This is a genomic window from Nocardioides aromaticivorans (genome assembly GCF_013408525.1).
Lineage (GTDB): Bacteria > Actinomycetota > Actinomycetes > Propionibacteriales > Nocardioidaceae > Nocardioides > Nocardioides aromaticivorans.
Genome location: NZ_JACBZM010000001.1, coordinates 4713609 through 4738824 on the forward strand (window position 1 = coordinate 4713609; position 25216 = coordinate 4738824).

Annotated in this window: 27 protein-coding genes; 9 read left to right on the forward strand and 18 right to left on the reverse strand. The window is 71.3% G+C overall.

Annotation, left to right across the window (positions count from 1 at the left end; translation table 11 throughout):
• Positions 1-29: 29 nt before the first annotated feature.
• Positions 30-569 carry a hypothetical protein gene (locus tag BJ993_RS22625; RefSeq protein ID WP_179651386.1) on the forward strand — a complete coding sequence of 180 codons (540 nt, stop codon included), beginning with the start codon at positions 30-32 and terminating at the stop codon, positions 567-569.
• 171 nt (positions 570-740) lie between these two features.
• Here BJ993_RS22625 and BJ993_RS26200 read toward each other — a convergent pair whose 3' ends face one another.
• The 10 genes from BJ993_RS26200 to BJ993_RS22675 all read right to left on the reverse strand — a co-directional run bounded on the left by BJ993_RS26200 (position 741) and on the right by BJ993_RS22675 (position 8107).
• A complete protein-coding gene (locus BJ993_RS26200; protein ID WP_277987709.1) occupies positions 741-1031 on the reverse strand; it encodes a metal-sulfur cluster assembly factor in 291 nt (96 codons plus the stop codon).
• A 167-nt stretch (positions 1032-1198) separates the two neighbouring features.
• The gene (gene sufU / locus BJ993_RS22635; RefSeq protein ID WP_036545892.1) at positions 1199-1678 is read right to left on the reverse strand and encodes a Fe-S cluster assembly sulfur transfer protein SufU; all 480 of its coding nucleotides are present in this window, start codon (positions 1676-1678) and stop codon (positions 1199-1201) included.
• Between the two features lie 2 nt (positions 1679-1680).
• Positions 1681-2952, reverse strand: coding sequence for a cysteine desulfurase (locus BJ993_RS22640; protein ID WP_179651391.1), 1272 nt, complete (start codon positions 2950-2952; stop codon positions 1681-1683).
• 2 nt (positions 2953-2954) lie between these two features.
• Positions 2955-3716: a Fe-S cluster assembly ATPase SufC gene (gene sufC, locus BJ993_RS22645; protein WP_179651393.1), complete on the reverse strand. Its 762-nt coding sequence runs from the start codon at positions 3714-3716 to the stop codon at positions 2955-2957.
• Positions 3713-4048 (reverse strand): non-heme iron oxygenase ferredoxin subunit, encoded by a 336-nt coding sequence (locus BJ993_RS22650; protein WP_179651395.1) that lies wholly within the window; start codon positions 4046-4048, stop codon positions 3713-3715. The genes sufC and BJ993_RS22650 overlap by 4 nt, the downstream gene beginning before the upstream one ends.
• A complete protein-coding gene (sufD, locus tag BJ993_RS22655; protein ID WP_179651397.1) occupies positions 4045-5214 on the reverse strand; it encodes a Fe-S cluster assembly protein SufD in 1170 nt (389 codons plus the stop codon). Before sufD ends, BJ993_RS22650 begins: the two co-directional genes overlap by 4 nt.
• The gene (gene sufB / locus BJ993_RS22660) at positions 5211-6629 is read right to left on the reverse strand and encodes a Fe-S cluster assembly protein SufB (protein WP_036545902.1); all 1419 of its coding nucleotides are present in this window, start codon (positions 6627-6629) and stop codon (positions 5211-5213) included. The genes sufD and sufB overlap by 4 nt, the downstream gene beginning before the upstream one ends.
• A complete protein-coding gene (locus BJ993_RS22665) occupies positions 6626-7294 on the reverse strand; it encodes a helix-turn-helix transcriptional regulator (RefSeq protein WP_179651399.1) in 669 nt (222 codons plus the stop codon). Before BJ993_RS22665 ends, sufB begins: the two co-directional genes overlap by 4 nt.
• A 62-nt stretch (positions 7295-7356) precedes the next feature.
• On the reverse strand, positions 7357-7749 hold the full coding sequence (locus BJ993_RS22670; RefSeq protein WP_179651401.1) for a hypothetical protein: 393 nt from the start codon (positions 7747-7749) through the stop codon (positions 7357-7359).
• Positions 7742-8107 carry a hypothetical protein gene (locus BJ993_RS22675; protein WP_179651403.1) on the reverse strand — a complete coding sequence of 122 codons (366 nt, stop codon included), beginning with the start codon at positions 8105-8107 and terminating at the stop codon, positions 7742-7744. Before BJ993_RS22675 ends, BJ993_RS22670 begins: the two co-directional genes overlap by 8 nt.
• A gap of 43 nt (positions 8108-8150) precedes the next feature.
• On the opposite strand from BJ993_RS22675, the gene BJ993_RS22680 reads away from it, so the two are divergent.
• From BJ993_RS22680 to BJ993_RS22690, 3 genes are read left to right on the forward strand one after another with little or no spacing between them, the layout of a single operon-like run.
• Positions 8151-9089 (forward strand): ABC transporter ATP-binding protein, encoded by a 939-nt coding sequence (locus BJ993_RS22680; RefSeq protein WP_308645683.1) that lies wholly within the window; start codon positions 8151-8153, stop codon positions 9087-9089.
• Positions 9086-9856 carry an ABC transporter permease gene (locus BJ993_RS22685; protein WP_179651405.1) on the forward strand — a complete coding sequence of 257 codons (771 nt, stop codon included), beginning with the start codon at positions 9086-9088 and terminating at the stop codon, positions 9854-9856. The genes BJ993_RS22680 and BJ993_RS22685 overlap by 4 nt, the downstream gene beginning before the upstream one ends.
• Positions 9857-9858: 2 nt before the next feature.
• Positions 9859-10770, forward strand: a complete 912-nt coding sequence (locus BJ993_RS22690; protein WP_308645684.1) for a COX15/CtaA family protein — start codon at positions 9859-9861, stop codon at positions 10768-10770.
• Positions 10771-10786: 16 nt separating this feature from the next.
• Here the strand turns inward: BJ993_RS22690 and BJ993_RS22695 are convergent, their stop codons facing one another.
• Both BJ993_RS22695 and BJ993_RS22700 read right to left on the reverse strand, forming a co-directional pair.
• Positions 10787-11356 carry a hypothetical protein gene (locus BJ993_RS22695; RefSeq protein WP_179651409.1) on the reverse strand — a complete coding sequence of 190 codons (570 nt, stop codon included), beginning with the start codon at positions 11354-11356 and terminating at the stop codon, positions 10787-10789.
• Positions 11357-11653: 297 nt separating this feature from the next.
• The gene (locus BJ993_RS22700) at positions 11654-12568 is read right to left on the reverse strand and encodes a heme o synthase (RefSeq protein WP_257027668.1); all 915 of its coding nucleotides are present in this window, start codon (positions 12566-12568) and stop codon (positions 11654-11656) included.
• A gap of 158 nt (positions 12569-12726) precedes the next feature.
• Here BJ993_RS22700 and tkt point away from each other — a divergent pair, with 158 nt between their 5' ends.
• The 5 genes from tkt to BJ993_RS22725 all read left to right on the forward strand — a co-directional run bounded on the left by tkt (position 12727) and on the right by BJ993_RS22725 (position 20273).
• The gene (tkt, locus tag BJ993_RS22705) at positions 12727-14835 is read left to right on the forward strand and encodes a transketolase (RefSeq protein WP_179651411.1); all 2109 of its coding nucleotides are present in this window, start codon (positions 12727-12729) and stop codon (positions 14833-14835) included.
• A 41-nt stretch (positions 14836-14876) separates the two neighbouring features.
• Positions 14877-15995 carry a transaldolase gene (tal, locus tag BJ993_RS22710; protein ID WP_179651413.1) on the forward strand — a complete coding sequence of 373 codons (1119 nt, stop codon included), beginning with the start codon at positions 14877-14879 and terminating at the stop codon, positions 15993-15995.
• 4 nt (positions 15996-15999) lie between these two features.
• Positions 16000-17676 carry a glucose-6-phosphate isomerase gene (gene pgi, locus BJ993_RS22715; protein WP_179651415.1) on the forward strand — a complete coding sequence of 559 codons (1677 nt, stop codon included), beginning with the start codon at positions 16000-16002 and terminating at the stop codon, positions 17674-17676.
• Positions 17673-18425 (forward strand): 6-phosphogluconolactonase, encoded by a 753-nt coding sequence (gene pgl, locus BJ993_RS22720; protein ID WP_179651417.1) that lies wholly within the window; start codon positions 17673-17675, stop codon positions 18423-18425. The genes pgi and pgl overlap by 4 nt, the downstream gene beginning before the upstream one ends.
• 126 nt (positions 18426-18551) lie before the next feature.
• Positions 18552-20273, forward strand: coding sequence for a class F sortase (locus BJ993_RS22725; RefSeq protein ID WP_179651419.1), 1722 nt, complete (start codon positions 18552-18554; stop codon positions 20271-20273).
• Between the two features lie 4 nt (positions 20274-20277).
• Here BJ993_RS22725 and BJ993_RS22730 read toward each other — a convergent pair whose 3' ends face one another.
• The 6 genes from BJ993_RS22730 to whiA all read right to left on the reverse strand — a co-directional run bounded on the left by BJ993_RS22730 (position 20278) and on the right by whiA (position 25183).
• Positions 20278-20637 carry an RNA polymerase-binding protein RbpA gene (locus tag BJ993_RS22730; RefSeq protein WP_036545935.1) on the reverse strand — a complete coding sequence of 120 codons (360 nt, stop codon included), beginning with the start codon at positions 20635-20637 and terminating at the stop codon, positions 20278-20280.
• A gap of 56 nt (positions 20638-20693) precedes the next feature.
• A complete protein-coding gene (secG, locus tag BJ993_RS22735) occupies positions 20694-20912 on the reverse strand; it encodes a preprotein translocase subunit SecG (RefSeq protein ID WP_373366960.1) in 219 nt (72 codons plus the stop codon).
• A 47-nt stretch (positions 20913-20959) separates the two neighbouring features.
• Complete coding sequence (gene tpiA / locus BJ993_RS22740; protein ID WP_257026965.1) at positions 20960-21778, reverse strand: triose-phosphate isomerase; 819 nt, start codon at positions 21776-21778, stop codon at positions 20960-20962.
• The gene (locus tag BJ993_RS22745) at positions 21778-22968 is read right to left on the reverse strand and encodes a phosphoglycerate kinase (protein WP_179651421.1); all 1191 of its coding nucleotides are present in this window, start codon (positions 22966-22968) and stop codon (positions 21778-21780) included. Before BJ993_RS22745 ends, tpiA begins: the two co-directional genes overlap by 1 nt.
• Positions 22969-22990: 22 nt before the next feature.
• The gene (gene gap, locus BJ993_RS22750) at positions 22991-23989 is read right to left on the reverse strand and encodes a type I glyceraldehyde-3-phosphate dehydrogenase (RefSeq protein ID WP_179651423.1); all 999 of its coding nucleotides are present in this window, start codon (positions 23987-23989) and stop codon (positions 22991-22993) included.
• A gap of 207 nt (positions 23990-24196) precedes the next feature.
• Positions 24197-25183, reverse strand: coding sequence for a DNA-binding protein WhiA (whiA, locus tag BJ993_RS22755; RefSeq protein ID WP_036545945.1), 987 nt, complete (start codon positions 25181-25183; stop codon positions 24197-24199).
• Positions 25184-25216: the final 33 nt, after the last annotated feature.

A 25216-nucleotide genomic window follows, 5' to 3' on the forward strand; every position in this document is an offset into this window, starting at 1 on the left:
ACGGGTCGGGTCGAGCCTACGATCCAGGGATGCTCCCCCGTCGCGTCGTCGTCGCGCTCGTCCTGCTGGCGCTCGCCGCGCTGACCCTCCCGAACGGCGGGTCCGCGACAGCGAGCACCGGCACGCCGTCGTACACGTGGTCGGCGACGCCCTCACCCGTCGTGCTGCTGCTGCCGAGCAGGATGGTGCGGCTCCGGGCGACCACCTTCTGCTGGACGGCTCCGCCGGAGAGCTCGGGCGAGGGCGAGATCGGCTCGGCGCTGTGCAGCGACGGGATCGAGCCGTCCCGGGCGGACCTGCCGAAGGTGGCGCGCAGCCGGCCGATCCGGTTCTGGTTCGGCCGTCCCGGCTGGCGCTGGAGCGCGACGCTGACCAGCTTCGCGCACCCGCGCCGCGACGGCTGCCGGGTGCGCCGGGTGCCGACCCGGGTCACGGCGCAGCGCTACGACCTCGCACCGCCGCGCCACCGCGGCACCTACCGGGTGCGCCTGTTCGGGCAGGGGCCCGAGGGCGACGTGCTGGTCAGCTTCTCGTGGCGCTACGGGAGCCGGCCGGGCCGCTGCTCCTGAGGTTTCGAGACGATCGGTTCTCAACCTCTTCGCCCCACGCCGACCGCTCGTCCCTCGCGGCCGACTGGCCTCAGGTTTCGAGACGATCGGTTCCGGCCTCGCAGGCTCAGCCGGACGATCCCTCAACCTCTTCGCCCCACGCCGACCGCTCGTTCCTCGCGGCCGGCTGGCTCAGACGTTGAAGCCGAGCGCGCGCAGCTGCTCGCGGCCGTCGGGCGTGATCTTGTCGGGGCCCCACGGCGGCATCCAGACCCAGTTGATCGCGACGTCGTTGACCAGGCCCTCGAGGGCGCTGTTGGTCTGGTCGGTGATCACGTCGGTCAGCGGGCAGGCCGCGGACGTGAGGGTCATGTCGAGGACGAGGTTGGTGCCCTCGTCGACGTGCATGCCGTAGACGAGGCCGAGGTCGACGACGTTGATGCCGAGCTCGGGGTCGACCACGTCCTTCATGGCCTCCTCGATGTCCGCGAGGGCGACGCTCGTGGAGGCGTTGGTGCTCGACTCGGCGAGGCCGGCGGCCTCGGGCACGTGCGGCAGGTCGTCGTGGTGGCCGTGACCGTGGCCGTGGTGGCTGTGGTCGTGCCCGTCGTGGGAGTGCCCGTCGTGGGAGTGGTCGTGGGCGTGCTCGCTCATGCCTTCTCGTCTCCGTCTGCTCCGCTGGCGACGACCTGGGCCGTCGCGTCCTTCCATGCCATCCACGACAGCAGCGCGCACTTCACGCGCGCGGGGAACTTCGCCACGCCGGCGAAGGCGATGCCGTCCTCGAGGACGTCCTCGTCCGGCTCGACCGTGCCCTTGCCCTGCATCAGGGTCAGGAACTCCTGGTGGATCTCCATCGCCTCGTCGACGCTCTTGCCGACCACGAGGTCGTAGAGCACCGACGCGGACGCCTGCGAGATCGAGCAGCCGACGGCGTCGTACGACACGTCCTCGACCACACCGTCGTGGAGGTGGACGCGCAGCGTCACCTCGTCGCCGCAGGTGGGGTTGACGTGGTGGACCTCGGCCTCGTGGGCCTCGCGCAGGCCCTTGCCGTGGGGGTTCTTGTAGTGGTCGAGGATGATCTCCTGGTAGAGCGCGTCCAGGTCCTGACCGTGTGCGGTGGTCATCGTCAGTCCAACTTGAAGTACGAGCGGGTGTATTCCAGCGCCTCGACGAGGGCGTCGATCTCCCGCGGCTCGGTGTAGAGGTACGACGACATCCGCGTCGAGCTCTGCACGCCGAAGCGCGCGTGGGCGGGCTTCGCGCAGTGGTGGCCGGCCCGCACGGCGACGCCGCGGCTGTCGAGCACCTGCGCGATGTCGTGCGGGTGCACGCCGTCGAGCTCGAACGAGATCGCACCACCGCGGGAGGCCGCGTCGAGCGGTCCGAGGACCGTGAGGCCCTTGACCGACTGCAGGCCCTCCAGCGCGTAGCCGGTGATGGCCTGCTCGTGGCGGTGGATCGCCTCCATGCCGATGTGGCCGAGGTAGTCGACCGCGGCGCCGAGGCCGATCGCCTCGACGATCGGCGGAGTGCCGGCCTCGAACTTGTGCGGGATGCCGGCGTACGTCGACGCCTCCATCCGGACCGTCTCGATCATCTCGCCACCGCCGAGGAACGGTGGCAGCTGGTCGAGGACGGCGCGGGCGCCCCAGAGCACGCCGATACCGGTCGGTCCGACGACCTTGTGTCCGGTGAAGGCGACCAGGTCCGGTCGCTCGTCAGCGGGCATGGCCGCGATGTCGATCGGCAGCTGCGGCGCGGCCTGCGACGCGTCGACGACGACGATCGCGCCGACAGCGTGCGCCTTGCGGGTGATCTCGGCGATCGGGTTGATCGTGCCGAGCATGTTGGACACCCAGGTCAGCGAGACGACCTTGGTGCGCTCGTTGATCATCTCGTCGATCGTCGACAGGTCGAGACGACCGTCGTCGGTGAGGCCGAACCACCGCAGCGTCGCGCCGGTGCGCTGCGTGAGCAGCTGCCACGGAACGATGTTGGAGTGGTGCTCCATCTCGGTGATGACGACCTCGTCACCCGGACCCACCTGCCGCTCGCCGGCCCAGGCCAGCGTGTTCGCGACCAGGTTGAGCGCCTCGGAGGCGTTCTTGGTGAAGATCACCTCGTCGCGGTCGGGGGCGCCGATGAAGGCCGCCACCCGGTCGCGGGCCGCCTCGAAGGCCTCGGTCGACTCCGCGCCGAGCTGGTGCATCGCCCGCGCGATGTTCGCGTTGTGCCGCTCGAGGTGGTCGACCATCGTGTCGATCACCACCTGCGGCTTCTGCGAGGTGTTCGCGCTGTCGAGGTAGACCAGGGGCAACCCGCCCGCGAGCGTGCGCTCGAGGATCGGGAAGTCCTTGCGGATGACCGCCAGCTCGGGGAGCAGGCCTTCGAGGGACATGGTCAGACCGCCGCGCCGGTGGTGAACCGCTCGTAGCCGCTGGCCTCGAGCTCGTCGGCCAGCTCGGGACCGCCGGACTCGGCGATCCGGCCGTCGACGAACACGTGGACCACGTCGGGCTTCACGTAGCGCAGGATGCGGGTGTAGTGCGTGATCAGCAGCAGGCCCTTGCCCTCGCGCGCGGCGTAGCCGTTGATGCCGTCCGAGACGACCTTGAGCGCGTCGATGTCGAGGCCGGAGTCGATCTCGTCGAGGATCGCGAACTTCGGGTCGAGCAGGTCGAGCTGGGCGATCTCGGCGCGCTTCTTCTCACCGCCGGAGAAGCCCTCGTTGACCGAGCGGCTGGAGAACTGGGTGTCGAGCTTCATCCGGTCCAGGGCGCCGTTGACGTCCTTGACCCAGGTGCGCAGCTTGGGCGCCTCGCCGTCGAGGGCGGTCTTGGCGGTGCGCAGGAAGTTCGACATCGAGACGCCGGGGACCTCGACGGGGTACTGCATCGCGAGGAACAGGCCGGCGCGGGCGCGCTCGTCGACGCTCATCTCGAGCACGTTCTCGCCGTCGAGGAGGACCTCGCCACCGGTGACGGTGTACTTCGGGTGCCCCGCGATGGAGTACGCCGTGGTCGACTTGCCCGAGCCGTTGGGGCCCATGATCGCGTGGGTCTCGCCGTCCTTGATGGTCAGCGTGACGCCCTTGAGGATCTCCTTGGCGCCGTCCTCGGTGTCGACCGACACCTGCAGGTTCTTGATCTCGAGGGTGCTCATGCGGGGGTGACTCCATTCAGGGTCGTGGTGACGTCGACGTAGATCTCGCCGTCACGCACTTCGACAGGGAAGGTGGCGACCGGTTCGGTCGCCGGGAGGCTGGTGGGCTTGCCGGTGCGCAGGTCGAAGGTCGACCCGTGCAGCCAGCACTCGACGGTGCAGTCGGCGACCTCGCCCTCGCTCAGCTGCACGGCAGCGTGCGAGCAGAGGTCCTGCAGGGCGAAGACCTCGTCGCCGTCGCGGGCGATCGCGACGTCGTACCGGTCGACGGTGACCGCGAGGGCCTCGTCGTCCGGTACGTCGGCGAGCGCTGCGACTCGTTCGAACGTCACAGCGCGGCCTCGCGCAGGACGTTCTTCGCGAGCTCGGCCTCGACGGTGGTGAGGAGCTTCTCCTCGATCTCCGGGACGTCGATCTTGCGGATCACGTCGTTGAAGAAGCCGTGCACGACCAGGCGCTGCGCCTCCTTCTCGGAGACACCGCGCGAGCGGAGGTAGAAGAGCTGCTCGTCGTCGAAGCGGGCGGTCGCCGACGCGTGGCCCGCGCCCTCGATCTCGCCGGTCTCGATCTCGAGGTTGGGGACCGAGTCGGCCTGGCAGCCGTCGGAGAGGACCAGGTTGCGATTCTCCTCGTAGGTCTCGATGCCCTCGGCGACCTTGCGGATCAGCACGTTGCCGATCCACACGGTGTGCGCCTTCTCGCCCTGGAGCGCGCCCTTGTAGACGACGTGCGACTTCGTGCGCGGCGCCGTGTGGTCGACGAACAGCCGGTGCTCGATGTGCTGGCCGGCGTCGGCGAAATAGAGGCCGAGGCCCTCGTAGGACCCGCCGGGACCGGCGTAGTCGGCCGTGCTGTCGCTGCGGACGACGTCGCCACCGAAGGTGACGGCGACGTGCTTGAGCGCGGCGTCGCGGCCGATCCGGGCCCGCTGGCTGACGACGTGGACGGCGTCGTCGTCCCAGTCCTGGACCGTCACGAACGTCAGGTCGGCGCCGTCCTCGACGACGACCTCGATGTTCTCGGCCCAGGTCGCGGAGCCGGAGTAGACGACGACCACGGTCGCCTTGCTGAACCGGCCGGCGCGCACCAGCAGGTGGGCGGCGGTCGCGTGGTCGGTGCCCGTGCCGGTCAGCCGGATCGTCGAGGCACCCTCGACGACGGCGTCCTCGGGGATGTCGACCTCGTAGACCGAGGTCGCGGCCTCCCAGGCGCGCGCGGAGATCCGGTCGAGCGGGATGAAGCCCGACGTCCCGCGGCGGGAGTCGGCGGCCGCGACGCTCTGCGCGGTGACGCCGTCGGCGAGGTCGGCCTCGACCTTGAACGACGAGCCGTCCAGCGCCGCGTCCTTGTGGACGTCGCGCAGCCGCTTGAGCGGGGTGAACCGCCAGATCTCCTCGCGACCGGTCGGCACCTCGTGGGCGTCGACGTCGAAGGAACCTTCGGGGTGGAGGTGCGACTCGACCTTCTCGAGCGCGTTCTCCAGCACTTCCGCCGTCATCCGACAGCACCCTCCATCTGCAGTTCGATCAGTCGGTTCAGCTCGAGGGCGTACTCCATCGGGAGCTCCTTCGCGATCGGCTCCACGAAGCCGCGCACGATCATCGCCATCGCCTCGTCCTGCTCCATGCCACGCGACATGAGGTAGAACAGCTGGTCGTCGGAGACCTTCGAGACCGACGCCTCGTGGCCCATCGACACGTCGTCCTCGCGGATGTCGACGTAGGGGTAGGTGTCCGAGCGGCTGATCTGGTCGACCAGCAGCGCGTCGCACAGCACGTTGGACTTCGAGCCGTAGGCGCCCTCGTTGACCTGGATCAGGCCGCGGTACGACGTACGGCCACCGCCGCGCGCCACCGACTTGCTCAGGATGCTGGACGAGGTGTGCGGGGCCGCGTGCACCATCTTGGCGCCCGCGTCCTGGTGCTGGCCCTCGCCCGCGAACGCGATCGACAGGGTCTCGCCCTTTGCGTGCTCGCCCATGAGGTAGACGGCGGGGTACTTCATCGTGACCTTGGAGCCGATGTTGCCGTCGACCCACTCCATCGTCGCGCCGGCCTCGCAGACCGCGCGCTTGGTGACGAGGTTGTAGACGTTGTTCGACCAGTTCTGGATGGTCGTGTAGCGGCAGCGGCCGCCCTTCTTCACGATGATCTCGACGACCGCGGAGTGCAGCGAGTCGGACGAGTAGATCGGCGCGGTGCAGCCCTCGACGTAGTGCACGTAGGCGTCCTCGTCGACGATGATCAGCGTCCGCTCGAACTGGCCCATGTTCTCGGTGTTGATCCGGAAGTAGGCCTGCAGCGGGATGTCGACGTGGACACCCTTCGGGACGTAGATGAACGAGCCGCCGGACCACACCGAGGTGTTGAGCGCGGAGAACTTGTTGTCGCCGACCGGGATGACGGTGCCGAAGTACTCCTTGAAGAGCTCCTCGTGCTCCTTCAGCGCGGTGTCGGTGTCGAGGAAGATGACGCCCTGCTCCTCCAGGTCCTCGCGGATCTGGTGGTAGACGACCTCCGACTCGTACTGCGCGGCGACACCGGCGACGAGGCGCTGCTTCTCCGCCTCCGGGATGCCGAGCTTGTCGTAGGTGTTCTTGATGTCCTCGGGCAGGTCCTCCCAGCTCTGGGCCTGCTTCTCCGTGGACCGCACGAAGTACTTGATGTTGTCGAAGTCGATCGCGCTGAGGTCGGAGCCCCAGGTCGGCATCGGCTTGCGGTCGAAGAGCTTGAGGCCCTTCAGGCGCAGGTCGAGCATCCAGCCCGGCTCGCTCTTCTTCGAGGAGATGTCGCGGACGACGTCCTCGTTGAGGCCACGCTTGGCGTTGGCGCCGACGTCGTTCTTGTCGGACCAGCCGAAGTCGTAGCGACCGATTCCCTTGAGCTCGGGGTTCAGCTCTTCGATCGAGGTCATGAGACCTGCTCCTTCTTGTTGATGCCTGCGTCGGGGATGCACGTGGTGCACACCCCGTCACCGTGGGCGATGGTGGCCAGGCGCTGGACGTGGGTGCCGAGGACCCGGCTGATCGCCTCGGTCTCGGCCTCGCACAGCTGGGGGAACTCGTGGGCGACGTGGGAGACCGGGCAGTGCTGCTGGCACAGCTGCTCCCCCACGACGGGCAATTCACGGACGGCGGCGGCGTAGCCCTCGTCGGAGAAGACCATCGCCAGCACCTGCGCCGGCGAGGCTTCCGGGTGGGCGGCCTGGACCTCGGGGAAGCGCCGCTCGATGAAGGTGGCGCGCCGGTCGGCGAACGCCTTCACCGCCTCGGCTCCGCCCGTCTCGGCCAGGAAGCGCAGGGCCTCGGTGGCGAGGTCGTCGTACTGCTGGTCGAAGAGGTCGCGTCCGTGCTCGGTCAGGGCGAACACCTTGGCCGGGCGACCACGACCGCGCGAGCCGACCGGCCGCGGGTCCCGCTGCTCGACCGCCCCGTCAGCGAGGAGCTGGTCGAGGTGGCGGCGGACGGCGGCCGGGGTGAGCCGGAGGCGCTCCGCGAGCGCCGCCGCGGTGGACGGGCCGTTGACCAGGATCGACTGCGCGACGCGCTGGCGCGTCGGCTGGTCGCTCTCGGTCGGCATTTCCACAACACAAGTGTGCCGATAATGCCCCGGCCCGTTCAAGCAAGGTGACCCTTACCGGCTCAGGAGTCGGCGGCCGGCCTCGTGTGGTGCAGCCACGCCAGCCCGGCGAAGGGCAGTACGAGCGGCAGGAAGCCGTAGCCCTGGCCGAAGTGCGACCACACCGTCTTGTCGTGGAACAGGTCGGTGTCGAGGTAGCTCCAGGCACCCACCGCGAGCACGCCGACCAGCTCGACGGAGACCGCGACCCGGGCCACCGCCCAGCCGGTCCGGCCGCCCACGAGCAGGCACGTGGTGGCGACCAGGTAGAGCACGGCGGCGAGCAGGGAGAGCCAGTACGGCAGCTTGCCGGCGTCCTCGCCGAGCTGCACCGCCGACCGGCCGGTCGCGGCGACCGCGAAGACGCCGTAGACGAAGACCAGGGCGCGGCCCCAGCCGCTGGAGAGCTCAGCCACCGGTGCCTCCCCAGATGTCCCACAGGCGCAGCTCGAGCCCGGCGACCGTCGCGACGGCGAGCAGCAGGATCGTCGTACCGACCCGGGAGCGCTCGGCGAGCGAGAAGAAGGCGCCGACGACCGGGAGCAGCGCCACGGTCACGAGATAGCTGACGAAGACGGCGCCCTCGACGTCGCGGTCGGTCCGCGCCAGCGCGACGCACCCGCCGACCAGCTGGGCGAGCGCGCCCACCTGCAGCACGCCGAGGCCGATGTAGTGCGCGTCCTGCGCCGCCCGGTCGCGGACCAGGTCGACCACCAGCAGCACCGCGACCACGCCCGAGATGGCGAGGATCACGCCGTAGGACCAACCAGTCACGGCCGCCAGCGTAGAGCGGGAGGCCTGGTCCTACACTCGCCGGGTGCCCGATGCCCGTCCTGCTGTGCTCGTCGACGGCCTGGTGATGCGGTACGGCGAGCGTACGGCGGTCGACGGCCTGTCCTTCGAGGTCGAGTCCCACACCATCACCGCCGTCCTCGGCCCCAACGGCGCCGGGAAGACCACGACGCTCGAGACCTGCGAGGGCTACCGCCGCGCGCAGGGCGGCACCGTCCGCGTGCTCGGCCTCGACCCGGTGCGCCAGCGGCACGAGCTGATCCCGCGGATCGGCGTGATGCTGCAGTCGGGCGGCGGGTGGAGTGGCGCGCGCGCCGACGAGATGCTGCGACACTTCGCCAAGCTGCACGCGAACCCGCTTCCGACCGACCTGCTGATGGAGCGCCTCGCCCTGCACGAGTGCGGCCGGACGCCGTACCGGCGGCTCTCGGGTGGCCAGCAGCAGCGCCTCGGCCTCGCCCTGGCCCTGGTCGGCCGGCCCGAGCTGGTGTTCGTGGACGAGCCCACCGCCGGCCTGGACCCCCAGATCCGCCGGGGCGTCTGGGAGCTGCTGGAGGAGCTGCGCGCCGACGGCGTGACCGTCGTGCTCACCACGCACTACCTCGAGGAGGCCGAGCGGCTCGCCGACAAGGTCCACATCCTCGACCAGGGCCGGCTGGTCGCGAGCGGCTCGCCGCTCGAGCTGACCCGCGGCGGCACCGTCGCCACCATCCGGCTCGTCGTGACCCAGCCCTTCCCCGAGGGCGCCCCTCAGGCGCTGGCCCGCGCCCTCGGCGACAGCACCGAGCTGACCGTCCTCGACCCGCTGAGCCTGCAGGTCTCCGGCCCTGCCGACGGTACGACGCTCGCCACCGTGGCTGCGTGGTGCGCCGACCACGACGTCCTCCCCGAGTCGCTGTCCCTGGGCCAGCGCAACCTGGAGGACGTCTTCCTCGAGCTGACCGGTCGGGAGGACTTCGCATGAGCGGCACCTTCGCACCCGCGCCCGGCGGCGCGCCCGTGGTCCGCCAGCTGCTGACCCAGGCCGGCATGGAGGCGCGGCTGATGCTGCGCAACGGCGAGCAGCTGCTGCTGGCGGTCGTGATCCCGGTCGTCGTACTGGTCGGCGCGGTCCGCAACGCCGACCGGATCGACCTCGGCATCGACGGCCGCCCCGTCGACGTCCTCACCCCCGGCGTGCTCGCGCTCGCCGTCATGTCGACCGCCTTCACCTCGCTGGCGATCGCCACCGGCTTCGAGCGCCGCTACGGCGTGCTCAAGCGCCTCGGCACCGCTCCCCTGTCCCGCACGACGCTCCTCGGCGGCAAGGTCGCCGCACTGCTCGTCGTCGAGGTCATCCAGTTCGTGGTGATCGGCGGCGTCGGGCTCGCACTCGGCTGGGACGGCCCGTCGGGCGTCGCCGGCGTGCTCGCGGTGGTGCTGGCGGCCCTCGCTGGAACCGCCGCCTTCGCCTCCCTCGGCATGCTGATCGCCGGCACGCTGCGCGCGGAGGCGACGCTCGCCGCCGCCAACCTCGTCTACCTGCTGCTCCTCGCCGGTGGCGCGGTCATCCTGCCCGCCAGCACGTACGGCGGCCTCGGCGACCTCGTGCAGTGGCTGCCCTCCGGCGCCCTGGGCGAGGCGATGCGGTCCGCCTGCGACGGCGCCGTCGCCGTACGGGACCTGCTGGTGCTGCTCGCCTGGACCGTCGTCGGCTCCGCCCTGACCGCCCGCACCTTCCAGTGGGAGTGAACGTGACCACCTCGACCACCGGCCGCCTCGCGACGCTCCGGCAGGCCCTCGGCGACCGGCTGGTGCCGCTCGCGTGGGCGAACCTCGTCGCCAACATCGCGATCGCCGTGACCGGCGGCGCCGTGCGGCTGACCGACTCCGGCCTCGGCTGCCCGACCTGGCCGAAGTGCACCGACGAGTCGTACCTCCCCCACGGTGCCCTCGGCGTCCACGGCGCGATCGAGTTCGGCAACCGGATGCTGACCTACGTGCTCGTCGTGATCGCGGTGGCCTGCTGGGTCGCGGCCCGCGAGCGCGCGGCGGAGCACCCCCTCGCCGTACGGCTGACGACGATCGTCGCGCTCGGCATCCCGGCGCAGGCCCTCGTCGGCGGCGTCACCGTCCTGACGGACCTCAACCCGTGGATCGTGTCGATCCACCTGCTGCTGTCGATGGCCCTCGTCGGGGTGTGCGTGCTGCTCCTCGACCACCTGACCGGCCCCACCCGGTCCTCCGCGCCGCTGCCGGTACGCCGCCTCACGGCCGCGCTCTTCGCCGTCGGATGGGTCGTCCTCTACCTCGGCACCGTCGTCACCGGATCCGGGCCGCACTCGGGCGACCTCGAGTCGAAGCGGACCGGACTCGACCCGCAGGTGATGTCGCACGTCCACGCGTGGGCGGTCTACGTGCTCGTCGCCCTGACGCTCGTCACGCTGTGGCGCGCGCGCCGGCTCGGCCTGCTGACCCTCTACCGCGCCGCTCGCCTGCTCCTGCTCATCGAGCTCTCGCAGGGCGCGATCGGCTTCTGGCAGTACTTCACCGACCTCCCGGAGCTGCTCGTCGGCGTCCACATGCTCGGCGCCGGCATCACGTCCGCCGGCATCACCTGGGTGCTCCTGGCGTCGCGGACGCGCGGCTGGTCACGCAGCTCCTGACCGGCAGGAGCCGAGCTCACTCGACCAGCGCCGCCATCTCCTGGAGGGCCTCGATGATCGCCTCGTTGCCCTCGATGCCGTTCTCGTGGTTGCCGACGAGGGTGAGCACGCCGCCGGCCACCTCGATGCCGCAGTAGTCACCGGAGACCGTGCCGGGGTAGCACTTGCCCTCGCCGACCGGTGTGACGGGGTACTGGCCGTCGGTGGCCTGGTAGGTCGTCCAGTCGTCCAGGTCGTCGTCCGGGAACCACTGGAACAGCATCAGGTCGGCGCCCTCGCGGGGGTAGAGCGCCTGGGAGCGGTACTCGGACCGCTTCGCCTGGCGCTGTGACTCCGCCTCCTCGATCGGGACGCCACGGAAGTGGTCCGGGAAGGTGAAGGCGAGCTCCGCGGTGGGCTCGGTGGACGCCTCCTCCGTCGAGGGCTCGGTCGGGGGCTCCGTCACCGCGTCGGTCAGGGCGTCGGTCGGTCCGTCGGTCGAGCCCGTCTGCTCCGTGGTGTCCGACTCGCGGTCCTCGGCCACCGGGTCGTCGTCGCCGCTCGACACCGCGATCGCCACGCCGACGACGACCAGCACCAGCACCACCGCGGCGGCGATCGCACCCCCGATCAGCAGCCCTCGGTTGCCACCGGGCGGCCGTTGGCCCGGGGGTGGCCCCCAGCAGGGCGGCGGGCCCTGGGGCGGCGGGCCCTGGGACGGCGGGCCCTGGGGCGGCGGGCCCTGGGGCGGCGGACCCTGGGGCGGGAAGGAAGGGGGCGGCGGCAGCTGTCCGGACACGCGAGGGCCTTTCGGTCACGAACCACCCGGCGGCCCGAGCGGCCCGGAGGTCATCCCCGGACCCGACCTTTGCCAAACCCTCTCGGGTCCAGCAGCCAGCGCGGCTCAGTGCAGCAGCGGGTCGATCGCGACGGCGACGAACAGCAGGCTGAGGTAGAGGTTCGACGAGTGGAACAGCCGCATCGGCTGGAGAACGCTCAGCTCGTCGGAGTCCTTCGCCCGGCGGTACAGCCCGTGCGCCTGGACCAGGAAGACGGCGCCGAGAACCGCCGCGACCACCGGGTAGACCAGTCCGGTGTCGGCGACGGGCCAGAGCACCAGCGAGGTCGCGACCATCACCCAGCTGTAGACGACGATCTGGAAGGCGACCGAGCGCGCCGACTTCACGACGGGCAGCATCGGGACGTCGACCTGGGCGTAGTCCTCGCGGTAGCGCAGCGCGAGCGCCCACGTGTGCGGCGGCGTCCAGAAGAAGACGACCATGAAGAGCACGATCGGCACCCACGACAGCTCGCCGGTGACGGCCGTCCAGCCGATCAGCGCCGGGAAGCAGCCCGCGATGCCACCCCAGACGATGTTCTGGGTCGTCCGCCGCTTGAGCAGCATCGTGTAGACGAAGACGTAGAAGGCGTTGGCGCTGACCGAGAGCACGGCCGACAGCGGGTTGACCCAGATCGCCAGGACCACCGTCGACAGGACGCCCAGCACGGTGCCGAACACCAGCGCCGCGGCCGGCGTCACGATGTGCCGCGGCAGCGCGCGACGGCGGGTACGCCGCATCTGCTCGTCGATGTCGCGGTCGTAGACGCAGTTGAAGACCGACGCCGAGCCGGCGGACAGCGTGCCGCCGATGACGGTGGCCACGACGAGGCCCAGCCCGGGAACGCCCCGCGCGGCGAAGAACATCACCGGAACGGTGGTGAGGAGAAGGAGCTCGATGACGCGCGGCTTGGTGAGACCCACGTAGGCCATCACCACGTCGCGCAGCGTCTTCGGGGTCCCTGCGTCGTCGGCCAGCAGCTCGGGGCTGGTGGGGTCGACGTAGGTCACGACAGGTGTTCCTCGTGGCAGGGCCTCGCGGGCAGGGCTTGAGAGCGCTCCGAGTGTAGCCGCAGGTACCCGTGTCCGCCGCACCCAGCCGGTGTCGTGTGCGCCACCGCGCTCGGTAGGCTCGGAGCATGATCCCGGAGCTGGACTGGACCGACCTCGACCGCAAGGCCGTCGACACCGCACGAGTGCTGGCCATGGACGCCGTGCAGAAGGTCGGGAACGGCCACCCCGGCACCGCGATGAGCCTCGCGCCGGCGGCGTACCTCCTCTTCCAGAAGGTGATGCGCCACGACCCCGCCGACCCGGCGTGGACCGCCCGCGACCGCTTCGTGCTGAGCTGCGGCCACAGCTCGATCACGCTGTACACGCAGCTCTACCTGGGCGGTTTCGGCCTCGAGATCAGCGACCTCGAGAGCCTGCGCACGTGGGACTCCAAGACCCCCGGCCACCCGGAGTACGGCCACACCGCCGGTGTCGAGGTCACGACCGGCCCGCTCGGCCAGGGCGTGGCGAACGCGGTCGGGATGGCGATGGCCGCCCGGCGCGAGCGCGGCCTGCTCGACCCGGCGGCCGACGGCGGCCCGTCGATCTTCGACCACCACGTCTACGTCATCGCCTCCGACGGCGACCTCGAGGAGGGCGTGAGCGGCGAGGCGTCGTCCATCGCCGGCACGCAGGAGCTCGGCAACCTCACCGTCATCTACGACGCCAACCGGATCTCGATCGAGGGCGACACCCACATCGCGTTCAACGAGGACGTCGCGAAGCGCTACGAGGCCTACGGCTGGCACGTCCAGACCGTCGACTGGACCGGCAACGACCACTCCGACCTCACCAACTACGAGGAGGACGTCCCCGCCCTCCACGCCGCCATCAAGGCCGCCGACGAGGTCACCGACAAGCCCTCGCTGATCGTCCTCAAGACCGTCATCGCCTGGCCCGCTCCCAGCGCGCAGAACACCGAGGCCGCGCACGGCTCCGCGCTCGGCGCGGACGAGGTCGCCGCGACCAAGGTCGTCCTCGGCTTCGACCCGGAGAAGAACTTCGAGGTCCCCGAGGACGTGATCGCCCACACCCGCGGCCTCGTCGCCCGCGGGAAGGTCTGGGCGGCGGAGTGGAACGAGCAGTTCAACGCCTGGGCAGCCGCCAACCCGGAGGGTGCCGCCCTCCTGCACCGGCTCAAGGAGCGGCGCCTGCCGGACGGCATCGAGGCCGCGCTCCCGGTGTTCGAGGCCGACCCCAAGGGCGTCGCGACCCGCGCCGCGTCCGGCAAGGTCATCAACGCGCTCGCGCCGGTCATGCCCGAGCTGTGGGGCGGCTCGGCCGACCTCGCCGGCTCCAACAACACGACCATCAAGGACGCCAAGTCGTTCCTGCCCGTCGACCGCTCCGTCGAGGAGTGGCAGGGCGACCCCTACCAGGGCCGCGTCCTCCACTTCGGCATCCGCGAGCACGGCATGGGCGCGATCATGAATGGCATCGCCGTCCACGGCGGCACCCGCGTCTTCGGCGGCACCTTCCTCACCTTCTCCGACTACATGCGCGGCGCCGTCCGCGTGGCCGCGCTCATGAAGGTCCCGGTCACCTACGTCTGGACCCACGACTCGGTCGGGCTCGGCGAGGACGGCCCGACCCACCAGCCGATCGAGCACCTCTGGGCGCTGCGCGGCATCCCCGGGCTCGACATCATCCGCCCTGCGGACGCCAACGAGACCGCCGCCGCGTGGCTGCAGGTGCTGCGCAACAGCGACCGCCCGGCCGGCCTCATCCTGAGCCGCCAGAACGTCCCGACCTTCCCCCGCGGCACGGAGGGCTTCGCGTCCACCGAGGACGTCGCCAAGGGCGGCTACGTGCTGATCGACTCCGAGGGCGGCGAGCCCGACGTCGTACTGCTGGCCACGGGCTCGGAGGTCCAGCTGGCCGTCGCGGCGCGCGAGCAGCTCGCGGCCGAGGGCATCGGCGCCCGCGTGGTGTCGCTCCCCTGCCTCGAGTGGTTCGAGGCGCAGACCCAGGCCTACCGCGACACGGTCATCCCGCCGATCGTCAAGGCCCGCGTCTCCGTCGAGGCCGGCACGAAGACCGGGTGGCGCGAGTACGTCGGCGACGCCGGCCGGATCGTGAGCATCGACCACTACGGCGCCAGCGCCGACGCCGGCACCCTGTTCCGCGAGTTCGGGTTCACCCCCGAGGCCGTGGTGAAGGCCGCCAAGGACAGCATCGCCGCTGCCGGAGCCTGACCGGTTCCCGCAGCACCCCGCATCTCTCACAAGGAGGACACATGACTGACCGACTGAAGGCCCTTGCTGACGCGGGGGTGTCCATCTGGCTCGACGACCTGTCGCGCGAGCGGATCGAGACCGGCAACCTCGCCGAGCTCGTGACGAGCTCCTCGGTGGTGGGCGTCACGACCAACCCGACCATCTTCGCGAGCGCGATCTCCAACGGCGAGCGGTACGACGACCAGGTCCGCGGCCTGGTCGCCGACGGCGCGGACGCCGACGGCGTGATCTTCGCCCTCACCACCGACGACGTGCGCAACGCCTGCGACATCCTCGCGCCCGTCGCCGCGGCGACGAAGGACGACGGCCGGGTGTCGATCGAGGTCGAGCCCACGCTGGCCAACGAGACCGACGCCACCATCGCCTCGGCGAAGGCGCTGTGGGCTGCCGTCGACCGCCCCAACGCCCTGATCAAGATCCCCGCGACCCTCGAGGGCCTGCCGGCCATCACCGAGGTCATCGCGGCGGGCATCAGCGTCAACGTCACCCTGATCTTCTCCGTCGAGCGCTACCGCGCCGTGATGGACGCCTACCTCGCGGGCCTGGAGAAGGCGCAGGATGCGGGCATCGACCTGTCGACCATCCGCTCGGTCGCGTCCTTCTTCGTGTCCCGCGTGGACACCGAGATCGACGCCCGCCTCGAGAAGGTGGGCTCCGACGAGGCCCTGGCGCTGCGCGGCAAGGCCGCCGTCGCCAACGCCCGCCTCGCCTACGCCGCCTTCGAGGAGGTCGTGGCCTCGGAGCGCTGGCAGGCGCTCGCGGCGGCCGGCGCCCACGCCCAGCGCCCGCTGTGGGCATCGACCGGCGTCAAGAACCCGGCCTACCCGGACACGCTCTACGTCAGCGACCTGGTCGTCGCCGACACCGTCAACACGATGCCGGAGAAGACCCTGCAGGCGTTCGCCGACCACGGCGAGGTCACGGGTGACGAGGTCAGCGGCAAGGCCGCCGAGGCGCAGGCCGTCTTCGACCAGCTCACCGCGGTCGGCATCGACATCGACGACGTGTTCGTGACGCTGGAGACCGAGGGTGTCGACAAGTTCAAGGTCTCCTGGACCGAGCTGATCGACACGGTCAAGGCACAGATGGCCGCCGTCGCTGGTCCCACCCAGGCCTGAGCCCATGTGTGCGGCGCCGGTCGACCCCCGTTCCACAGCCGCCTGGACGACGCTCACCAAGCTCGCCGACGGCTTCACCCCGGACCTGCGGCGCTGGTTCGCCGAGGACGCCGATCGCGCGTCCCGGTTCACGCACGACGCTGCCGAGCTCCATGTCGACCTGTCGAAGAACCTGGTCGACGACACCATCTTGGGCGCCCTCGTGGAGCTCGGCCGCGAGGTCGGGCTCGAGGCGCGGCGCGACGCCATGCTGCGCGGTGACCACATCAACGTCACCGAGGACCGCGCCGTCCTGCACACCGCCCTGCGGCAGCCGGCCGACGCCGACCTCGAGGTCGAGGGCCACGACGTCGTCGACGACGTCCACGACGTCCTCGCGCGGGTGTACTCCTTCGCCGCCGACGTGCGCTCCGGCGCGTGGACCGGAGTCACCGGCGAGCGGATCCGGACGGTGGTCAACATCGGCATCGGGGGTTCCGACCTCGGTCCGGTCATGGCCTACGAGGCCCTCGCGCCGTACGTCCAGGACGGCCTCGAGTGCCGCTTCATCAGCAACATCGACCCGACCGATGCCGCCCGCACGCTGGCCGGCCTCGACCCCGCGTCGACGCTGTTCGTGGTCTCGAGCAAGACCTTCGGCACCCTCGAGACGCTGACCAACGCGCGGCTGTGTCGCGCGTGGCTGCTCGACGCGCTCCGCGCCGCCGGAGCCATCGAGGCGGGCGACGAGGCCGCGGCCGCTGCCGTCGCCAAGCACTTCGTCGCGGTGTCGACGGCGCTCGACAAGGTCGCCGCCTTCGGCATCGACCCGGCCAACGCCTTCGGCTTCTGGGACTGGGTGGGCGGGCGCTACTCGGTGGACTCCGCCATCGGCACCTCGCTTGTGGTCGCCATCGGTCCGGAGCGGTTCGAGGAGTTCCTCGCCGGCTTCCACGCCATGGACGAGCACTTCCGGACCGCTCCCCTGGAGCAGAACGTGCCGGCGCTGATGGGCCTGCTGAACATCTGGTACGTCAACTTCCTCGACGCCCAGACCCACGCCGTGCTGCCCTACGCGCAGCTGCTGCACCGCTTCCCGGCGTACCTCCAGCAGCTGACGATGGAGTCCAACGGCAAGGGGGTGCGCTGGGACGGCACGCCGGTCACCACCGACACCGGCGAGGTCTTCTGGGGCGAGCCCGGCACCAACGGCCAGCACGCGTTCTACCAGCTGATCCACCAGGGCACGCGGCTCATCCCGGCGGACTTCATCGCATTCGCCGAGCCCGCCTACCCGCTGGTCGACGGCGACACCGACGTCCACGAGCTCCTCCTGGCCAACTTCTTCGCCCAGACCAAGGCGCTCGCGTTCGGCAAGACGGCCGACGAGGTCCGCGCCGAGGGCACGGCCGAGGCACTCGTGCCCGCGCGTGTGTTCCCGGGCAACCGGCCGACCACCTCGATCATGGCGCCGTCGCTGACGCCTGCCGTGCTCGGCCAGCTGATCGCGCTCTACGAGCACATCACCTTCACCCAGGGCGTGGTGTGGGGCATCGACAGCTTCGACCAGTGGGGCGTCGAGCTCGGCAAGCAGCTCGCGCTCCAGGTCGCGCCCGCGATCCACGGCGACGAGACGGTGCTCGCCGGGCAGGACCCGTCCACGCAGTCCCTGATCCGCTACTACCGGGAGCACCGCGCATGACCCTCGACCGACCTGCTCCCCTCGTCGAGGTCCACGCCGACGCCGCGACGCTCGCGACGGCGGTCGCCGGCGAGCTGCTCAACCGGATCGCGGACTCGCAGGCCGCCGGCCACGTCCCCGACGTCGGGCTCACCGGCGGCACGATCGCCGAGGCGATCCACCGGGAGGTCGCCCGGCTCGCGGACGCGTCCGGGGTGGACTGGGGTGCCGTGCAGTTCTACTTCGGCGACGAGCGGTTCGTGCCGTCCGACTCCCCCGACCGCAACGTCGGCCAGGCCCGCGCGGCCTTCCTCGACGAGGTCGGCGCCCGCCGGGTCCACGCCGTCCCGGCGTCCGACGAGGTGGCGACGGCGGAGGAGGCGGCCGACGCCTACGCCGCGACGATCCGTTCGACGGGCAGCGGCGACTTCGACGTGCTGATGCTCGGCGTCGGCCCGGACGGCCACATCGCGTCGCTGTTCCCCGGCCACGCCGGCCTGGACGCGGTCGACGCCATCGCGATCGGGGTCCACGACTCCCCCAAGCCCCCGCCCGACCGCGTGTCGCTGACCTTCGAGGCGCTCAACCGGGCGCAGGCGGTCTGGTTCCTCGTGAGCGGGGAGGGCAAGGCCGACGCCGTACGACGCGGCCTGGCCGAGCTCACACCCGAGGACGAGGCGGGTGCGCTCCGGGAGACGCCGGCGCGCGGCGTCCGCGGGACGGCCGAGACGGTCTGGTTCCTCGACAGCGCCGCCGCCTCGCTGCTCTGACCCACTCGTCCCTCCCGCCCCGGGAGGGTCCGTCAGCCCTCCCCAGGCCGCGTGGGCGGAGGACTCCTCCACAGCGCCCCTCCGGGCTGCGGCGGAGGGTCGAGCCCCGCCCGCAGGATCTCGGGCATGACCTCCATGCCCCGTGCTGCCGTGCGCGCCCTGCTCGGCGCCCTCGTCCTCCTCTGCCTCGCCCTGCCGCCCGCCCGTGCCGAGCGGCTCGGGCCCGGCCACGCCTCGTCGCCGGGCTTCTCCGGCTACGTCACGCGGTCCGGCCACGAGCTCGGCGTCGCCCGAATCCCCGGCGGCCCGTTCGGCATCTGCCTCGACACGGGCACGCGCCGGTGGCCCTCCGGCGCCGGATCGCCCACCCGCGTCACCGATCCCGTGACGGCCTACCTGCTCTCCCGCCACCTCGACCGTGCCCGCACCGACGGAGCGCTCGCCACCGCCCTGTGGTGGGCGATCGGGCGGCTGCGCGGCCTGAACGCCGAGCCGGAGCGGATGAGCCGGCGGATGGCCGAGCTGGGGCGCGAGGCTCCCGCGCTGCGTGACCGGGTCCTGCGCCGGGCGAGGTCGCTGCTCGCCGACGCGCACCGCTTCGCCCCACCGCCGACCGGGTACGCCGCTCGCACGCCACGGCTCTCCACGGACGGCCCGACCGGGACGCTCACCGGCGTCGGGCTGCTGTCGGCCAGTGGCCGCTGGACGCCGGGCGTCGTAGCGCGGATCGAGCTCTCCGGCGCGACCTTCGCCGACGGCAGCGCGAGCCAGGTGGTCCGCACCGGCACCGTTCCGGTGCGGGCGGCATGGCGCCGCGACAGCGCGAGCGAGGTGGTCGTCCGCGTCCGCTACACCGACGTTCCCGAGCACCGCTACCTCCGCTACCGGCTCGGCGCCCGGTTCCAGCGGGTCGCCAGCTCCGCGGGCTCCCGCACCGTCGTCGCGACGGCACGCACCGCGGCCCTGAGCACGCCGCAGCTCTCCACCCGGGTGAACCGACAGCGGTCCCGGGTGGGCGACCTGATCGTCGACGCGGTGACCGTCACGGGCAGCCGCGACGGCGACCTGCGCGGCGAGTGGATGCTGCTCGGCCCGGTGGCACCTGACGACCGCCACCGATGCCGGCAGGCCCGGTGGACCGGTGCTCCGGTCGCGGCGCGCGGTGCCTTCTCGACCCGGGGCGATGGCACCGTGCAGGTCGGGCGGACGCGGATCCGTCGCGGCGGCTGCTACACCTACCGCGAGCGACTGCTGGCCTCACCCACGTCGACGGGGGCGCCGTGGACGCCGGCGGGCCTGGTCACCGAGACCTCGCTCGCCGGTCCGCGGCAGCCCACGGTGCCCGAGCACCCGCAGGTCGACACGGGTGCCCGCTGGACCGCGGGATCGCGGACCCCCGCTCCGCGGCACGCGGCGCGGGTCGTCGTACCGTCGGCACGGATCGCGGCGGGGCTCTCCTCCGTCCGCTTCCGCGGATCGGTGCTCCCCGCGCCGCACCGACGCAGCAGCGCCGGGGTGTGGGACGGCAGCGTGCCGCTGTCGTCGCTCGTCGGCACCACGCTGCTCGCCGGCCACGTCTCCGACGCCCGCGACCGCGCCGGCGCCTTCCACGGACTGCGCCGCGCGCGGGTGGGCGACCGGGTCGCGACCACGGACACCACCGGCGCCGTGCGCCAGTGGCGGATCGTGCGGGTCGACTCCGTCGACCGCCGCCGCCTGCCGAGGAGCCTGTTCCAGCAGGGCATCGCTCGCCGACTGGTCCTCGTCACCTGCACCGACCGGGTGACCCGGCCGGGCGGTGGCTTCCACTACCGCCGGAACCTCGTGGTCCAGGCGGTGCCGTGGTGAGGGATCAGAAGATGATCTCGCCCGACTTGCGGCGCGAGCGCAGCAGCTGGATCGCCTCGTCGAGGATGACCTCGGCCTCCTTGTCGGAGCGGCGCTCCTTCACGTAGGCGAGGTGCGTCTTGTAGGGCTCGATCTTCGGCGCCGGCGGCGCGTTGTCCGAGTCCAGGCCCGCAGGGAGGCCGCACTTCGGGCAGTCCCACGAGTCCGGCACGGTCGCCTCGACCGAGAAGGTGATCACCGAGCGGTGGCTGTTCGCACAGAAGTAGGTCACCGCCTGACGCGGCGCCGCCTCACCACGCTCGGCCTCGCCCATCGGGCCTGCACCGACGCGACTACCGCGGATCGCGTTCCCACCACCAGCCAACGGATTCTCTCCTCAAGCATTTCCATCGACCCGGAGCCAGGGTCGGTTGGAGTCGATCAGTTCTGATAGGCGAGCAGCAGGCCGAGTGCGATGACGCACGCGAACCAGATGACGCCGATGCCGACCGTGAACCGGTCGAGGTTGCGCTCGGCAACGGAGGAGCCGCCGAGCGAGCTCGACACACCGCCACCGAACATGTCCGAGAGTCCGCCGCCACGACCCTTGTGCAGCAACACCAGAAGGATGAGCAACAGGCTCGTGATCACGAGCAGCACAGTGAGAAGCGTCGACAACACGCGGGAATCCTACGTCAGACCCGGTGCTAGCCCAGCACCGGCATGTCGTAGAACCGGCAGATGCCGCCGAACTCGTCGGCCTGGAGGCTGGCGCCGCCCACGAGGGCACCGTCGACATCGGTCTTGGCCATGATGCCGGCGACGTTCGCGGCCTTCACCGAGCCGCCGTAGAGGATGCGCACGGAGTCGGCGGCCTCGTCGCCGTACGACTCCCGGACCTGGCCGCGGATGGCCTCGCAGACCTCCTGGGCGTCGTCCGGCGTCGCCACCTCGCCGGTGCCGATGGCCCAGACCGGCTCGTAGGCGATCACGAGACCGGCGACCTGCTTCTTCGACAGCCCGGCGAGGGAGCCCTCGACCTGCGCCATCGTGTAGGGAACGTGCTCGCCGGCCTGGCGGACCTCGAGGCCCTCGCCGACGCACACGATCGGGGTGATCTTCTCCCCCAGCGCCGCCTTCGCCTTGGCGTTGACGACCGCGTCGGTCTCGGCGTGGTACTGCCGCCGCTCGGAGTGGCCGACCACGACGTAGGAGCAGCCGAGCTTCGCGAGCATCGCTGCCGAGATCTCACCGGTGTAGGCGCCGCCCGCGTGCTCGGAGACGTCCTGGGCACCGTACCGGATCGAGAGGCGGTCACCGTCGACGAGGGTCTGCACCGAGCGGATGTCGGTGAACGGCGGGATCACCGCGACCTCGACCTTGCCGTAGTCGTGCCGCTTGTCGGACAGCGTCCACGCGAGCTTCTGGACCAGCACCACCGCCTCGGCGTGGTTGAGGTTCATCTTCCAGTTGCCCGCCATGAGCGGGGTGCGCCCCGCGCCTGCGGTCGAGCTCGTCGAAGCCATCAGTCCTCCAGAACCGTGATGCCGGGCAGTTCCTTGCCCTCGAGGTACTCGAGGCTGGCGCCACCGCCGGTCGAGATGTGGCCGAAGGCCGACTCGTCGAAGCCGAGGGTGCGGACGGCGGCCGCGGAGTCGCCGCCACCGACGACCGAGAGGCCGTCGACATGGGTGAGCGCCTCGGCGACCGCACGGGTGCCCTCGGCGAAGGCAGGCTGCTCGAAGACGCCCATCGGGCCGTTCCAGAACACCGTGCGGGCGTCGGCGAGGGCCGCGGCGAACGCCTTGCCGGACTCGGGGCCGATGTCGAGGCCGAGGGCGTCCGCCGGGATGTCGGTGGCCGCGACGACCCGGGCCGAGGCCTCGTCGCCGAAGCTGTCGGCTACGACGATGTCGGTCGGGAGCACGATCTCGACGCCGAGCTCCTTCGCGCGGGCCTGGTGGGACCGCACGGTGTCGAGCTGGTCCTCCTCGAGCAGGCTCTTGCCGACCTCGAGGCCGTCCGCCTTGAGGAAGGTGAAGACCATGCCGCCGCCGATGAGCAGCTTGTCGGCCTTGCCGAGCAGGTTGTCGATCACGCCGAGCTTGTCGGAGACCTTCGAGCCGCCGAGGACGACGACGTAGGGACGCTGCGGGTCGACGGTCAACCGGCGCAGGACGTCGATCTCGGTGGCGACGAGGCCGCCCATGGCGTGCGGCAGCCGCTGCGCGACGTCGTACACACTGGCCTGCTTGCGGTGCACGACGCCGAAGCCGTCGGACACGAACGCGTCGGCGAGCGCCGCGAGCTGGTCGGCGAAGGCGCCGCGCTCGGCGTCGTCCTTGCTCGTCTCGCCCGCGTTGAAGCGGACGTTCTCGAGCAGCGCGACCTGGCCGTCGCCCAGGGCCGCCACCGTCTCCTGCGCCGAGGCACCCACGGTGTCGGTCGCGAAGGCGACCGGGGCGCCGAGGAGCTCGGCGAGGCGCGCGGCCACCGGGGCCAGCGAGTACGCCGGGTCCGGCTCACCCTTCGGTCGGCCCAGGTGCGCCGTCACCACCACCCGGGCACCGGCGTCGGCCAGCGCCTTGATGGTGGGGACGCTCGCACGGATGCGCCCGTCGTCGGTGATCGTCGTGCCGTCCAGCGGCACGTTGAGGTCCGATCGGACGAGGACGCGCTTGCCGCTGACCTCGCCAAGTCCCTTGAACTCCGTCACAAGCGTCAGAGCCTAGTGGCGTTCAGAGCGACGCGCCGACGTGGGTGATCAGGTCGGCGAGGCGGTTGGAGTAGCCCCACTCGTTGTCGTACCAGCCGGCGACCTTGACCTGGTTGCCGATCACCTTGGTGAGCGGCGCGTCGAAGATGCACGACGCCGGGTTGGTGACGATGTCGGACGAGACGATCGGGTCGGTGGAGTAGACGAGGTAGCGGCCGTCGGCGGCTGCCTTCACGATCTCGTTGACCTCCTCGACCGAGGTCTCGCGCGAGGCCTCGAAGGACAGGTCGGTCAGGGAGCCGGTCGGGGTGGGCACGCGCAGGGCGTAGCCGTCGAGCTTGCCCTTGAGCTCGGGCAGGACCAGGCCGATCGCCTTCGCGGCGCCCGTCGAGGTCGGGATGATGTTGAGCGCGGCGGCCCGCGCGCGGCGCAGGTCCTTGTGGATGTTGTCCTGCAGGTTCTGGTCGGCGGTGTAGGCGTGCACCGTCGTCATCAGGCCACGCTCGATGCCGAGGCCGTCGTTGAGCGCCTTCGCCATCGGGCCGAGGCAGTTGGTGGTGCACGACGCGTTGGAGATCACCGTGTGGGCGGCGGCGTCGTAGAGCTCGTGGTTGACGCCCATCACGATCGTGATGTCCTCGTTGGAGGCGGGCGCGGAGATAATCACCTTCTTGGCCCCGCCGCCGTCGACGTGAGCCCGCGCCTTGGTGGCGTCGGTGAAGAAGCCGGTCGACTCCACGACGACGTCGACACCCAGGTCGCCCCAGGCGAGGGCGGCCGGGTCGCGCTCGGCGAACGCCTTGATCTTCGTGCCGCCGACGACGATCGCGTCCTCCGTCGAGGAGACGTCGGCGTCGAGCGGGCCGAGGATGGAGTCGTACTTCAGCAGGTGCGCGAGCGTGGCGTTGTCGGTGAGGTCGTTGACACCGACGATCTCGATGTCTGCCCCGCTGGCTCGCACTGCGCGGAAGAAGTTGCGGCCGATCCGGCCGAATCCGTTGATGCCTACGCGGACAGTCACCGTTGTTGCTCCTCTTGTGTCAGCTGGGTGAGTCAGGGTGTGACGCAGATCATGCGTCCACTGACGACCCTAGCCTCGGCGCCCTGTTCGGCGCCGCCCCCCGTCCGCGATACGGGCAGGTAACAACACAAAGCCACACAAAACAACATTCCGGGCAGGGGGCAGCGCCACCACCGCGGTCGCGGACTCCGTCGTCCGCCCGGCGCCTCAGGCGTCGCCGGCCAGCATCTCCGGCGTCAAGGACGCCTCGGTGTCGGGGATGCCGAGGTCCTCGGCACGCTTGTCGGCCATCGCGAGGAGCCGACGAATCCGGCCCGCGATCGCGTCCTTGGTGAGCACCGGGTCGTGCAGCTGCCCGAGCTCCTCGAGCGAGGCCTGCTTGTGCTGGAGACGCAGCTCCCCCGCCATCCGCAGGTGGTCGGGCACCTCCTCGCCGAGGATCTCCATCGCCCGCTCGACCCGCGCACCGGCAGTGACGGCGGCGCGCGCGGAGCGGCGCAGGTTGGCGTCGTCGAAGTTGGCGAGCCGGTTGGCGGTCGCGCGGACCTCGCGACGCATCCGTCGCTCCTCCCACGCCATCAGCGTCTCGTGGGCACCGAGCCGGGTGAGGAGCTGCCCGATGGCGTCGCCGTCGCGGATCACCACGCGGTCGACGCCACGCACCTCGCGGGCCTTGGCCTGGATGCCGAGCCGGCGGGCCACGCCGACCAGCGCGAGCGCCGCCTCGGAGCCGGGGCAGGTCACCTCGAGGGAGGACGAACGGCCGGGCTCGGTGAGCGAGCCGTGCGCGAGGAAGGCCCCACGCCAGGCGGCGACCGCGTCACAGGCACCACCGGACACGACCGCGGGCGGCAGGCCGCGGACCGGACGGCCGCGCTGGTCGAGCAACCCGGTCTGGCGGGCCAGCGCCTCGCCGTCCTTGGCGACGCGCACGATGTAGCGGCTGCCCTTGCGCAGGCCGTTGCCCTGCACCATCACGACGTCGGAGGACTGGCCGTAGATCTCGGAGATGTCCTTGCGCAGGCGGCGAGCGGCCGCACCCGTGTCGAGCTCTGCCTCGACCACGATCCGGCCGCCGACGATGTGCAGCCCGCCCGCGAAGCGCAGGGTCGAGGCGACCTCCGCCTTGCGACAACACGCCTTGGTGACCGGGGTACTGGCCAGTTCCGCCTTCACCTGTGCCGTCATCGCCATGCGCCCGATCCTGCCACGTTGGTCAACAACCCC